Source organism: Streptomyces sp. NPDC056480, from assembly GCF_042795405.1.
GTDB lineage: Bacteria > Actinomycetota > Actinomycetes > Streptomycetales > Streptomycetaceae > Streptomyces.
This window is the reverse complement of sequence record NZ_JBHTSA010000175.1, coordinates 1-12,877: the sequence shown is the minus strand read 5'-3', so window position 1 is coordinate 12,877 and position 12,877 is coordinate 1. Positions and strand designations below refer to the sequence as shown.

The following is a 12,877-nucleotide window of genomic DNA, read 5'->3' as shown; positions in this document are numbered from 1 at the left end:
GTTTCCAGCCGAGGTTGAACGCGTCCTGGATGCCGAGGTTGAGGCCCTGCCCTCCGGTCACCCGTGCCACGACCTCCACAGCGCCGCGTACGCCCCGTCCGCCGCCACCAGTTCCGTGTGGCTGCCGAGCTCGCTGATCCGGCCCGACTCGACCACCGCGATCAGATCGGCGTCGTGCGCGGTGTGCAGCCGGTGCGCGATGGCCACGACCGTCCGCCCGTCCAGGACGCGGCCGAGGGACCGCTCCAGATGCCGGGCCGCGCGCGGGTCGAGCAGCGAGGTCGCCTCGTCCAGGACCAGTGTGTGCGGATCCGCGAGGACGAGCCGGGCCAGGGCGATCTGCTGGGCCTGCGCCGGGGTCAGCGAACGGCCGCCCGAGCCGACCTCGGTGTCCAGCCCCTCGTCGAGCCCCCGTGCCCAGACCTCCGCGTCCACCGCCGTGAGCGCCGCCCACAGCTCGGTGTCCGCGGCCCCCGTCCGGGCCAGGAGCAGGTTGTCGCGGAGCGAGCCCACGAAGACATGGTGCTCCTGGTTGACCAGGGCCACGTGCTCACGGACCCGCTCGGCGGGCATCCGCGCCAGTTCGGCAGCGCCGAGGGTGACCGAGCCGGTCCTCGGGGCGTAGATGCCCGCGAGGAGGCGGCCCAGGGTCGACTTGCCGGCGCCGGACGGGCCGACCAGGGCGAGCCGGGTGCCGGGGGCCACCTTCAGGGACACCTCGTGCAGCACGTCGACCCCCTCGCGGTAGCCGAACCGGACGTCGTCCGCCCGGACGGCCCGGCCCTCGGGGTGGACCTCCGTGTCGCCCGCGTCCGGCTCGATGTCACGGACGCCGACGAGCCGGGCCAGGGACACCTGCGCGACCTGGAGCTCGTCGTACCAGCGGAGCACGATGCCGATCGGGTCCACCAGCATCTGGGAGAGCAGCGCGCCCGTCGTCAGCTGACCGACGTCGATCCAGCCCTGGAGGACGAACACCCCGCCGAGCAGGAGCACGGCGAGCAGCACCGTCGTATGGGTGAGGTTGACGGCGGGGAAGAGCACCGAGCGCAGGAAGAGCGTGTACCTCTCCCAGGCGACCCACTCCGAGATCCGCCGGTTCGACAGCGCGATCCGGCGGGCGCCGAGGCGGTGCGACTCGACCGTGCGGCCCGCGTCGACCGTCTCGGCGAGGGCGGCGGCCACCGCCGCGTACCCCGCCGACTCCGAGCGGTACGCGGCCGGAGCCCGCCGGAAGTACCACCGGGAGACCACGATGAGCAGCGGCGCGGCGAGCAGCGCCGCGAGCGCGAGCGGCGGTGCCGTGACCGCGAGACCGCCGAGCAGCAGTCCGGCCCACACGACGCCGATGGCCAGCTGGGGCACGGCCTCGCGCATCGCGTTGGAGAGCCGGTCGACGTCCGTGGTGATCCGGGAGAGCAGATCACCCGTACCGGCCCGTTCCAGGACGCCGGGCGGCAGGCCGACCGCGCGGACGAGGAAGTCCTCCCGCAGGTCGGCGAGCATCTCCTCGCCGAGCATGGCCCCGCGCAGCCGGACGAGCCGGACGAAGAGGGTCTGGACGAGCAGGGCGGCCGCGAACAGGGCGACCGTGCGCTCCAGATGGAGTTCACGCGCGCCCGTGGCCAGCTTGTCCACCACGGAGCCGAGCAGGTACGGGCCGGCCATCGAGGCGACCACGGCGACCGCGTTCACCCCGATGAGCAGCGCGAACGCCCGGCGGTGGCGGCGCAGCAGCTCGCGTACGTAGCCGCGGACGGTCGCGTCGGCGGCGACGGGCAGTGTCGTCGCCGTCGTCGGGGCCGCCGGGTCGTACTCCGGTGGTGCCAGGCCGATCATGCGGATTCCCCTTCCAGTGCTTCGACGGCTTCGGTCGCGTCGCGTGCGCCGACCGGTTCGACGTCGGCGGCCCCGTCGAGCGGGTCGAGCGGGTCGAGCCGTTCGACGGGCGGTGCCGTCGCGGCGTGCTCCTCGTCGGTCTCGCGGGTGACGACCGCGCGGTAGCGGGGTTCACGGGCGAGCAGTTCGCGGTGGGTGCCGACGGCGACGGCCTGGCCCTCGTCGATCAGGACGACCCGGTCGGCGCGGTCCAGGATCAGCGGTGAGGAGGCCAGGATCACGGTGGTCCTGCCCGTGCGCAGGGCGCCGACCCCGGTGGCGACCCCCGCCTCGGTGTGCGCGTCGACCGCCGAAGTGGGCTCGTCCAGGACGAGCACCTCCGGGTCGGCCACCAAGGACCGGGCGAGGGCGAGCCGCTGGCGCTGGCCGCCGGAGAGCGACCGGCCCCGCTCGGTGATCCGGGTGCGCATCGGATCGCCTTCCGTGTCCACGGACGCCTGGGCGAGCGCGTCGAGGACGTCGTCGCACCGGGCTGCGGTCAGGGCCCGGTCCGGGAGCACGTCGCCGGAGCGGGGCACGTCGAGCAGCTCGTGGAGGGTTCCCGAGAGCAGGACCGGGTCCTTGTCCTGGACGAGGACGGCCGTACGGGCGGTGTCCAGCGGCAGTTCGTCGAGGGGCACCCCGCCGAGCAGCACCGAGGTGTGGTCCTCGCCCGGATCGGCCGGGTGGCCGCCGAGCCGGTCCGCGAGCCGTCCGGCCACGTCCGGGTCGCCGCAGACGACCGCGGTGAAGCGGCCGGCCGGGGCGAGCAGCCCGGTCAGCGGGTCGTACAGGTCACCGATCGCCTTGCGGTCCCCGTCCCCGTCCGCCCCGGTGGCCGTGCCGGTCGTGCGGGCCAGGGCCAGGACCCGGGCGGCCCGCTTCGCGGACGGCCGGGAGAAGGAGAAGGCCATGGCGATCTCCTCGAAGTTGCGCAGCGGGTGGTAGGTCAGGGCCACCGCGCTGTAGACGGTGACCAGTTCGCCGACCGTGATCCGGCCGTCGAACGCGAGCCGGGCGCCGTACGCCACCACGGCGATGAGCAGGATGCCGGGCAGCACGACCTGGATCGCGGAGATCAGCGCCCACATGCGCGCACTGCGCACGGCGGCCGCGCGGACCTCCTGCGAGGCGGCGCGGTAGCGGCCGAGGAACAGCTCCTCGCCGCCGATGCCGCGCAGCACACGGAGCCCGGCGACGGTGTCGGAGGCGAGTTCGGTGGCCTTGCCCGCCTTCTCGCGCTGGATGTCCGCCCGGCGCGTGGCGCGGGGGAGCAGCGGCAGCACGGAGAGGGCGAGAATCGGGACGCCGACGGCCACGACGACGCCCAGGGCGGGCTGGTAGACGACGAGGCCGACGCAGATGAAGACGAGCACGACGGCGCCCGCGGCGAAGCGCGACAGGGCCTCGACGAACCAGCCGATCTTCTCCACGTCGCCGGTGGACACGGCGACGACCTCGCCCGCGGCGACCCGCCGGGTCAGGACGGAGCCCAGTTCGGCGGTCTTGCGGGCGAGGAGCTGCTGGACGCGGGCGGCGGCCGTGATCCAGTTGGTGACGGCGGTGCGGTGCAGCATCACGTCACCGACCGAGATCGCGGCGCCCAGCACCACGAGCAGCACTCCGGCGAGCCCGAGGCGCCCGCCGTCGCGGTCCACGACCGACTGCACGGCGATGCCGATGCCGAGGGGCAGTCCGGCGATGCCCAGGTGGTGCAGAAGTCCCCACAGCATGGACTTCACCTGCCCGCCGAGCTGTTGACGGCCGAGCCAGACGAGGAACCGCGTGCCCGAGCGGACATCGGGGACCCCTGGGTCGGCGAAGGGTAGATCTCGAATCTGCATGGCGTCCCAGGGTCTCCGGGTCTCGTCTGGGGGGAACGCACGCCGGGGGTGTGCGACGGCGGGGAAAGCCGTGCAAGGTTCGCGTCTTCCCCCAGGCGCGGCAATCGATTTTCCACACGGGGGAACAGATCGCGCCATGTCCGCTCATCGTCCTCTGGACCGCACGGCGCCGAGCGCGCTTCACTCCAGCCCCATGAGATCACTCAAGATCATGAGCATGCTCAGCGGCCTGGTCCTCGCCGCGGGCGCGCTCCTCACCGCCCACCCGGCCGCCGCCGACGGCCCGAACGGCCCGACGCCCCCGGCCGAGTTCACCACCGACTGGCACGACCCGGTCACCGCCGCCCCGCCCGTCGAGACCCCCGGCACCCGCAGCTGCGAGATCACCCTCGCCGCCGCCCGGTTCCGCGACTTCACGCCCTACCAGGGGGATTACGCCCCGCCGAAGGAATGCGGCACCCGCTGGAACAAGGTCGTCCTGCGCCTCGAAGGGAGCGTGAAGGGCCGCCAGTACGACCGCCTCGGGTACCTCACCGTCGGCGGTGTGGAGATCCTCCGCACCTCCACTCCACAGCCCTCGCCCGACGGCATCGGCTGGTCGGTCGAGAAGGACGTCACCCGCTACCGCGACACCCTCAGCCGCCCCGGCGCCGTCGAGATGCTCATCGGCAATGTCGTGAACGAGACCTACACCGGTGTCCTCGACGTCCGCGTCACCCTCACCTTCCACACCGCCCAGGGCCGGGTGAAGCCCGCCGCCGGTACGCCCGACCGGGTGATCCCCCTCACCGGCCCCACCCTCACCACCCCGCGCAACACCGAGCGCGTCCTCGCCGAGGTGTACGCCACCGGCTCCGGAGGCGGCTGCGAGGAGTACTGGTACCTCTCCGTCCCCGACGCCGCCCCCTACTCCTGCCGGGCCGGCGACGGACCGCACCGCGAGGTCCGCGTCTCCGTCGACGGACGCCTCGCTGGCATCGCCGCGCCCTTCCCGACCGTCTGGACCGGCGGCTGGTCGAACCCCTTCCTCTGGTACGTCACCCCCGGGCCGCGCGCCTTCGACGTCCAGCCGATCCTCTACGACCTGACCCCCTTCGCCGCCGTCCTCAACGACGGCCGTGCCCACCGCGTGGAGGTCACCGTCGCCGGCGTGCCGGCCGGGCAGTCGGGCTGGTCCACCCCCACCAACGTGCTCCTCTGGCAGGACGAGGGCAGCCGGGTCGTCACCGGCGGCCTCGACCGCCACGAGGAGACCGCCCCGCGCAACTCCTCCGTCTACACGGCGGGCACCGCGGACTCCCTCCACCGGCTCGACACCGACGCAGGCCACCGGCTCACCGTCGCCGGACACCTGAACACCTCGCACGGCCGGATCGCCACCACCGTCGACCGGACCGTCGCCCACACCTCCGCGCACCGCTGGGGGGAGGGGGAGAACCCGGACGCGTTCACCGCGCGCTGGACCGACCGCGAGACCGTGACCGGCGGCCGGACCGTCACCCGCACCGACCGGACGTACACCATGGACGGCGAGACCACGATCGGCGCGGGCGACCGGCTGCGGACCGTCCTCACCCTCGGGGACCGCGCCGACACCACCGTCCTGCGCGACGGACGGCGCCTGTCCTGGTCGCGGCTCGACGACACGTACACCGGGGACGCCACGTACACCACCGGCGTCCCGCGCGACCAGCGGCACGCGGTCGGCACCACGCGCGAGCACTACCGGCTGTACGGCTCCGGGGGCTGCTACGACCGGAGCCTGACGACCGTTCAGGGCACGGTCACCCAGGACCTGCGGCGCTGCTGAACGGGACGGTGCCCGGCCCCGTACGCGGAGGCCGGGCACCGTGCGCCGGGAGCCCCGGCGTCAGGCCGGCTTCACCGAGTCCACGCCCGAGCGGGCCTTGCGCCACTCACCGCGCGTGAAGTCGGGGATCTCCTGCGGCGCGCCCTTCGCCTTGATGGAGGCGTGGCTCAGCGGCACCGGCGCGGTCCAGGTCGCGGCGTCGTACACGTCGAAGTCCGGCGGCAGTCCGAGCCGCATGCACTGCATCAGGCGGTAGACCATGATGTAGTCCATGCCGCCGTGGCCGCCCGGCGGGTTGGCGTGGTCCTTCCAGAGCCAGTGGTCGAACTCGCCCGCGTACGTGGAGAAGTCGCCCCACTGGTCGTCCTTGTGGTCCGGCTCCAGATAGATCCGGGCCGGGTAGTCCTCGAAGACGCCGCGCGTCCCGCCCAGGCTGTTGACCCGGCTGTACGGGTGCGGGGTGGAGACGTCGTGCTCCAGGCGGATCACCCGGCCCTGGGCCGTCTGGACCAGGCTGATCGTCCGGTCGCTCCCGATGTACGTCTCCTTGAAGCTCGGGTCGCCCGCCGGCATGTTCTCCTCGCGGTACTCGGCGAGTCCGAGGGCCGGAGTCCCGAAGCTGCTGATGCTCACCGCCCGGTCACCCCGGTTGATGTCCATGTAGTTGGCGACGGGGCCGAAGCCGTGGTTCGGGTAGAGGTCGCCCCTCAGCCTCGTGTGCCAGAGCCTGCGCCAGGGGCCCTCGTAGTACGTCGGCGAGAACATCAGCGCGCGCAGGTCGTGGTTGTACGCCCCCGCGCCGTGCAGGAGCGTGCCGAACTTGCCCGCGTGCGCCATCCGCAGCACCCGCATCTCGTTCCGGCCGTAGCAGCAGTTCTCCAGCTGCATGCAGTGGCGGCGGGTCTGCTCCGACAGGTCGACGAGGTCCCACAGTTCGTCGAGCGTCATCGCGACCGGACACTCCACGCCGACGTGCTTGCCGCCCAGCATCGCCGCGCGGGCGATCGCGTGGTGGCTGTCCCAGGGGGTGGCGACGTGCACGAAGTCGACGTCGGAGCGGGCACAGAGGTTCTTGTAGTCCTCCTCGCCCTTGGTGTAGACGGCCGGGGCGGGCTGTCCGGCGGCGACGACCTTCGCCGAGGCCCGCTCGGCCTTCTCGCGCACCGGGTCGCACACGGCGACCACCCGCACCCAGGGCAGGGCGAGGTAGAGGCCGATCATGCCGTTGCCCCGGTTGCCGAGGCCGACGAGTGCGACGCGGACGGTGGAGCGGCCGGGGAAGGGGACCCCGGCCATGGTGGGCCCGAGGCGCCTGCGGGTGGTGCCGGAGGGCGTCGCGGCGGTGGCGGCCTCGGGCGAGGTCGCCGGGGCGGCCGCGGCGGCCTCGGCGTTCAGGCTGCCGAGGGCGCCGATGCCGAGGCCCGTCCCGGCCGCGGCCGCCGTGGTCCTGAGGACCTTGCGACGGCTCGGGGTGTGCGGTGTCTGCTCGTTCATGGAACCTCCCGGAGCTGCGTGCACGGCTGTTTCATGAATCCCGCACAGGACCCTGGCCCCGGCGACCGGAGGTTCGCAAGGGCGCCTACAGGACTCTCGTCATGGGTAGTTGGACTTTACTGTTCCGGATCTCGCGCCGAGCCTCACCGGGCGCCCACCGTCACTCGAACAGACGAAAGGCCCCTCACCGTGCGGGGTGAGGGGCCTTCCACCGGGCTCTGCCCGGAGTGTGACGGGAGGTCAGGGCCGTGTCGCGTGCTCCAGGGCGAGGAGCACCGAGCCGTAGCCGCGTCCCGTCGCCCGGTCCATCCCGATCTCGCACATCCGGTTGGCCGAGAGATGCGCGTCGAAGGGCCGCGCCGTCACCTCGGCCGCCTCCCGGGCCGTCGCCGCGGCCGTCAGCTCCGGATGCAGCATGCCCCGGTCGCCGGCGAAGGCGCAGCAGCCCGCGTCGGCGGGGACGACGACCTCATCGGCGCAGGCCCGCGCGAGCTCCGTCAGCCGGTCCTCGTCGCCCAGGTGCCGCATCGAGCAGGTCGGATGGACCACGGCGGAGCCGACCCGGCGGCGTACCTCGAGCCGGGGGAGCAGCTCGTCCGCCGCCCACACCAGCGAGTCGACCACCGTCAGTTCGGCGTGCAGCGCCCGGTTGTCCTCGGTCAGGTACGGCACGACCTCGTGCGCGATGCCCAGCGTGCACGAGGAGGCGTCCACGACCAGCGGCAGCGTCCCGCCCGCGGTCCATCCCCAGGCCGCCTCGACGATCCGGTTCGCCATCACCTCGTTGCCGCGTTCGTACCCCTTGGAGTGCCAGATCGTCGCACAGCAGGTTCCGGCCACGTCGTCGGGGATCCACACCGGCTTCCCCGCGCGTGCCGACACCGCGACCACGGCCTCCGGGAGGGAGGGGCCCCGCTCGCCGTCCGGATTGCCGAAGATCCGGTTCACACAGGCCGGGTAGTAGACGGCGACCGCCGCGGGACGGTGGGTGCGGGGCAGCCGCCGCGCCGCCGCGCCCGGGATCTCCGGCAGCCACTCAGGTACGAGGTCGGTGCTGATCGCCCGGCGGGCCAGGCCGGTCACCGACTCCAGGACCCGGTCGCCGATCCGGTCGGCGGCGGCGACCGCGAGCCGTGCGGAGGCCTCCGCCGCGCGGAAGTTCTTCGCGGCGAGGGCGGCGATCCGCTCCTCGCGCGAGGTGTGCCGCTCGTGCCGGAACTCCTTCATCAGCGCGCCCGTGTCGATCCCGACCGGGCAGGCCAGCTTGCAGGTGGAGTCGCCGGCGCAGGTGTCGACGGCGTCGTAGCCGTACGACTCCAGGAGGCGGGTCTCGACCGGGGAGCCGTCGCGCTGCCGCATCATCTCCCGGCGCAGCACGATCCGCTGGCGCGGAGTGGTCGTCAGATCGTGGCTGGGACAGGTCGGTTCGCAGAAGCCGCACTCGATGCAGGGATCGGCGATCCGCTCCACGGTGGGGATCGTCTTGAGGCCCCGCAGGTGGGCGTGCGGATCGCGGTCCAGGACGATCCGCGGGGCGAGCACCCCGTCGGGGTCGATGGCCTCCTTGATCCGCCACATCAGGTCGGTCGCCCGCGTCCCCCACTCCAGTTCCAGGAACGGCGCGATGTTCCGGCCCGTGGCGTGCTCCGCCTTCAGGGAGCCGTCGAAGCGCTCCACGGTCAGCTTGCAGAACTCGTCCATGAAGGCCGCGTACCGCTCGACGTCGGTGGGGTCGCCCGCGTCGAAGGCGAGCAGGAAGTGGAGGTTGCCGTGCGCGGCGTGACCGGCCACGGCGGCGTCGAAGCCGTGCCGGGACTGCAGGTCGAGCAGCGCCTCGCAGGCCTCCGCGAGCCGGGCCGGGGGCACCGCGAAGTCCTCGGTGATCAGGGTCGTACCGGAGGGGCGTGAGCCGCCGACCGCCGTCACGAAGGCCTTCCGGGCCTTCCAGTAGCCCGCGATCCGCTTCGGGTCGGTGGTGAACGCGTTCTCCACGGAGGCCACCGGGGCCACCAGGTCGAGGCCGGCGAGGACCTCCGCCGCCGCCCGCTCGTACGCCTCCCGCGCGGCCGCGTCCGGCGCCCGGAACTCGACCAGGAGCGCCGCCGTCTCCTTGGGCAGCTCCGCCCAGTCCGCCGGGACGCCCGCCACGCTCACCGAGGCCCGCAGGGTGTTGCCGTCCATCAGCTCGACGGCCAGCGCTCCCGCCGCGTTGAAGAGGGGGACGGCCTCGGCCGCCGCCGGCAGCGAGGGGAAGAAGAGCAGGGCCGAGGACACCTCGCGGTCCAGCGGCAGGGTGTCGAAGACGACCTCGGAGATGAAACCGAAGGTGCCCTCGGAGCCCACCATGAGACCCCGCAGGACGCGTACCGGGGTGTCGCCGTCGAGGAAGGCGTCGAGCCGGTAGCCGTTGGTGTTCTTGATGGCGTACTTGGCGCGGATCCGGTCGGTGAGGGCGGTGTCGGCCTCGATCTCCGCCTTGATCTCCATCAGCTCCGCGCACAGCCTCGGCTCGGCGCGTGCCAGCTGCTCGTCGGCGGCCGGGTCGGCCGTGTCGACCACGGTCCCGCTCGGCAGGACGAAGGTGAGCGAGGCGACCGTGCGGTACGAGTTCCGCGTGGTCCCGGCCGTCATGCCGGAGGCGTTGTTGGCGACGACCCCGCCGATCGTGCAGGCGATGGCGCTGGCCGGATCGGGACCCAGGACCCGCCCGTGCGGGGCGAGCGCCGCGTTGGCCCGCACGACGGTGGTGCCGGGGCGGATCCGGGCGCGCGCACCGCCGTCCAGGACCTCGACGCCCGCCCAGTGGCGGCGCACGTCGACCAGGATGTCCTCGCCCTGCGCCTGCCCGTTGAGGCTGGTCCCGGCGGCCCGGAAGACGACCTCGCGGCCCTTGCCGTGCGCGTACGACAGGATCGTGGAGATGTCGTCGATGTCCTCGGCGACCACGACGACCTGCGGGACGAAGCGGTACGGGCTGGCGTCGGAGGCGTACCGCACGAGGTCGGAGATCTTCGAGAGGACCTTCTCCGGTCCGAGGAGTTCGGTGAGCTCCTCGCGCAGCCGCCTCGGCGTCCCCCGGGCCTGGAGCTCCGGCACGCGGTCCGGCGCCGGACTCCGCTTCGTACCGGGGCGAAGGGCCTGCGGGTTCGGCTCGAACAGCGGCATGTCACGGCTCCCCTTCGCGCGTCCGTGCGCCCGAGGGTCAGCAGCCGCCCTCCGGGCCGGGGTCGACCAGGGCGGACAGCAGACCTCCGAGCACCTCGCGCTGTGCGGCGGTCAATGGAGCAAGGATGTCCTCTGCGGCCGCCCGGCGCGCGCTGCGCAGCTCACGCAGCGTGGCGCGGCCCGCGTCGGTGAGCTCGATGCGCACCACCCGGCGGTTGCTCGGATCGGGCACCCGGCGCACCCGGTCGACGGCCTCCAGACCGTCGACCAGACTGGTCACCGCGCGCGGCACGACCTCGAGCCGGGCCGCGAGGTCGGCCATCCGGGGCGGCTCCCCGAAGTGCGCGACCGTGCGGAGCAGCCTGGACTGGGCGGGCGTGATGCCGACCGGCTCCAGGTGGCGCTTCTGGATGCGGTGCAGACGCCGGGTGAGGCGCAGCAGCTGCTCGGCGAGGAGGCCGTCGGCGTCGGGTTCCCCCGAACGGCCGGGTCCGGTCGGGACGGCGGAGGTGCTCATGCGGGAACAATATCAGGACCATGTTCATTGTGAGCATAGGTAACAATGAGCTAAGCTCTCATCGACATCGCCGAACCCTCGAAGGAGCCCATGCGCCCCCACGACCAGTCCGACTGGACGCCCCCGCCCCGCGACTCCTCGCAGCCGAAGGAGCCCGCGCAGCTGCGGCGCATCCTGCGGCTCTTCCGCCCCTACCGTGCCCGCCTGGCGCTCGTCGGCCTCCTCGTCGGCGCCGCCTCGCTCGTCACCGTCGCCTCACCGTTCCTGCTCAAGGAGATCCTCGACACCGCGATCCCCCAGGGGCGCACCGGGCTGCTCAGCCTCCTCGCCCTCGGCATGATCGCCACCGCCGTGCTGACCAGCGTCTTCGGCGTGCTCCAGACCCTGATCTCCACCACCGTCGGCCAGCGCGTCATGCACGACCTGCGCACCGGGGTCTACGAGCAGCTCCAGCGGATGCCGCTCGCCTTCTTCACGCGCACGCGCACCGGCGAGGTGCAGTCCCGCATCGCCAACGACATCGGCGGCATGCAGGCGACCGTGACCTCCACGGCCACCTCCCTGGTCTCCAACCTCACCGCCGTCGTCGCGACCGTCGCCGCGATGCTCGCCCTCGACTGGCGGCTCACCCTCGTCTCCCTGCTCCTGCTGCCGGTCTTCGTCTGGATCAGCCGCCGCGTCGGCAACGAGCGCAAGCGGATCACCACCCAGCGCCAGAAGCAGATGGCCGCCATGGCCGCGACCGTCACCGAGTCCCTCTCGGTCAGCGGCATCCTGCTCGGCCGCACCATGGGCCGCGCCGACTCCCTGACCAAGTCCTTCGCCGAGGAGTCCGAGCGCCTCGTCGACCTCGAAGTGCGCTCCTCCATGGCCGGACGGTGGCGGATGTCCACCATCGGCATCGTCATGGCTGCCATGCCCGCCCTGATCTACTGGGCCGCCGGCATCGCCCTGGACTCCGGCGGGGCCGCCATCTCGCTCGGCACCCTCGTCGCCTTCGTCTCGCTCCAGCAGGGCCTCTTCCGGCCCGCCGTCAGCCTGCTCTCCACCGGCGTGCAGATGCAGACCTCCCTCGCGCTCTTCCAGCGCATCTTCGAGTACCTCGACCTGCCGGTGGACATCACCGAGCCCGCCGAGCCCGTCCGGCTCGCCGAGATCCGCGGCGAGGTGGCCTTCGAGAAGGTCGAGTTCCGCTACGACCCCGAGGGCGCCGGCCGTCCGACGCTCGACGCCGTCGACCTGACCGTCCCCGCCGGGGGCAGTCTGGCCGTCGTCGGCCCCACCGGCTCCGGCAAGTCCACCCTCAGCTACCTGGTGCCCAGGCTCTACGACGTCACCGGCGGCCGCGTCACCCTCGACGGGGTCGACGTCCGCGACCTGGACTTCGACAGCCTCGCCCGCGCGGTCGGCGTCGTCTCCCAGGAGACGTACCTCTTCCACGCCTCCGTCGCCGACAACCTCCGCTTCGCCAAGCCGGACGCCACCGACGAGGAGATCGAGGCGGCCGCCCGCGCCGCCCAGATCCACGACCACATCGCCTCGCTGCCCGAGGGGTACGACACCCTGGTCGGCGAGCGCGGCTACCGCTTCTCGGGCGGGGAGAAGCAGCGCCTCGCCATCGCCCGCACCATCCTGCGCGACCCGCCCGTGCTGATCCTCGACGAGGCCACCAGCGCCCTCGACACCCGTACGGAGCACGCCGTGCAGCAGGCCATCGACGCCCTGTCGGCCGGCCGGACCACGATCACCATCGCCCACCGGCTCTCCACCGTCCGCGACGCCGACCAGATCGTCGTCCTGGAGGCCGGCCGGATCGCGGAGCGCGGCACGCACGACGAGCTGCTCGCCCGGGACGGGAAGTACGCGGCCCTGGTCCGGCGCGACGCGCGGACCGCCGCGGCCGTCACCGAACAGGCGAACGTGGGAGCGGTTGTTCCCCAGAACGTGTGATCGTTCCCGGATTCGTTGCCCGACTCCCGTACGACGTCGGATGATTGCGGTGCGCGATCGACGGGCTGCAGACCGTGACCGCGCAGTCCCACTGAAGCATCAGTCCCACTGATGTACCTGTACGAGGAGAAGCACCACCATGAACGTCATCACCAACCTGCTCGCCGGCGTCGTCCACTTCCTGGGCTGGCTCGTCTGACGATCGCAGTGCCCCGGCGC

Annotated in this window: 8 protein-coding genes; 2 read left to right on the top strand and 6 right to left on the bottom strand. The window is 72.8% G+C overall.

The features are described from left to right. The 3 genes from ACFQ79_RS38090 to ACFQ79_RS38080 all read right to left on the bottom strand — a co-directional run. Positions 1 to 61, bottom strand: a 61-nt coding sequence (locus ACFQ79_RS38090; protein WP_383592315.1) for an FAD-dependent monooxygenase, incomplete at its 3' end; no start/stop codon positions are given. Beyond that, complete coding sequence (locus tag ACFQ79_RS38085) at positions 58 to 1,839, bottom strand: ABC transporter ATP-binding protein (protein ID WP_383592312.1); 1,782 nt, start codon at positions 1,837 to 1,839, stop codon at positions 58 to 60. The genes ACFQ79_RS38085 and ACFQ79_RS38090, both read right to left, overlap by 4 nt. Beyond that, on the bottom strand, positions 1,836 to 3,722 hold the full coding sequence (locus tag ACFQ79_RS38080) for an ABC transporter transmembrane domain-containing protein (protein WP_383592309.1): 1,887 nt from the start codon (positions 3,720 to 3,722) through the stop codon (positions 1,836 to 1,838). The genes ACFQ79_RS38085 and ACFQ79_RS38080 overlap by 4 nt, the downstream gene beginning before the upstream one ends. A gap of 193 nt (positions 3,723 to 3,915) precedes the next feature. Here ACFQ79_RS38080 and ACFQ79_RS38075 point away from each other — a divergent pair, with 193 nt between their 5' ends. Next, positions 3,916 to 5,532 (top strand): peptide-N4-asparagine amidase, encoded by a 1,617-nt coding sequence (locus tag ACFQ79_RS38075; protein WP_383592306.1) that lies wholly within the window; start codon positions 3,916 to 3,918, stop codon positions 5,530 to 5,532. Between the two features lie 60 nt (positions 5,533 to 5,592). Here the strand turns inward: ACFQ79_RS38075 and ACFQ79_RS38070 are convergent, their stop codons facing one another. The 3 genes from ACFQ79_RS38070 to ACFQ79_RS38060 all read right to left on the bottom strand — a co-directional run bounded on the left by ACFQ79_RS38070 (position 5,593) and on the right by ACFQ79_RS38060 (position 10,708). Then, positions 5,593 to 7,026: a Gfo/Idh/MocA family protein gene (locus ACFQ79_RS38070; protein WP_383592303.1), complete on the bottom strand. Its 1,434-nt coding sequence runs from the start codon at positions 7,024 to 7,026 to the stop codon at positions 5,593 to 5,595. Positions 7,027 to 7,266: 240 nt separating this feature from the next. After that, the gene (locus ACFQ79_RS38065; protein ID WP_383592300.1) at positions 7,267 to 10,191 is read right to left on the bottom strand and encodes an FAD-binding and (Fe-S)-binding domain-containing protein; all 2,925 of its coding nucleotides are present in this window, start codon (positions 10,189 to 10,191) and stop codon (positions 7,267 to 7,269) included. A gap of 37 nt (positions 10,192 to 10,228) precedes the next feature. After that, a complete protein-coding gene (locus ACFQ79_RS38060; protein ID WP_030316783.1) occupies positions 10,229 to 10,708 on the bottom strand; it encodes a MarR family winged helix-turn-helix transcriptional regulator in 480 nt (159 codons plus the stop codon). 90 nt (positions 10,709 to 10,798) lie between these two features. On the opposite strand from ACFQ79_RS38060, the gene ACFQ79_RS38055 reads away from it, so the two are divergent. Beyond that, positions 10,799 to 12,658, top strand: coding sequence for an ABC transporter ATP-binding protein (locus ACFQ79_RS38055; RefSeq protein WP_383592296.1), 1,860 nt, complete (start codon positions 10,799 to 10,801; stop codon positions 12,656 to 12,658). Positions 12,659 to 12,877 lie beyond the last annotated feature (219 nt).

Excerpts from the sequence above, each read along its gene's own strand:
- ACFQ79_RS38085 (WP_383592312.1), bottom strand. The coding sequence starts at position 1,839 with ATGATCGGCCTGGCACCACCGGAGTACGACCCGGCGGCCCCGACGACG.
- ACFQ79_RS38080 (WP_383592309.1), bottom strand. The coding sequence starts at position 3,722 with ATGCAGATTCGAGATCTACCCTTCGCCGACCCAGGGGTCCCCGATGTC.
- ACFQ79_RS38075 (WP_383592306.1), top strand. The coding sequence starts at position 3,916 with ATGAGATCACTCAAGATCATGAGCATGCTCAGCGGCCTGGTCCTCGCC.
- ACFQ79_RS38070 (WP_383592303.1), bottom strand. The coding sequence starts at position 7,026 with ATGAACGAGCAGACACCGCACACCCCGAGCCGTCGCAAGGTCCTCAGG.
- ACFQ79_RS38065 (WP_383592300.1), bottom strand. The coding sequence starts at position 10,191 with ATGCCGCTGTTCGAGCCGAACCCGCAGGCCCTTCGCCCCGGTACGAAG.
- ACFQ79_RS38060 (WP_030316783.1), bottom strand. The coding sequence starts at position 10,708 with ATGAGCACCTCCGCCGTCCCGACCGGACCCGGCCGTTCGGGGGAACCC.
- ACFQ79_RS38055 (WP_383592296.1), top strand. The coding sequence starts at position 10,799 with ATGCGCCCCCACGACCAGTCCGACTGGACGCCCCCGCCCCGCGACTCC.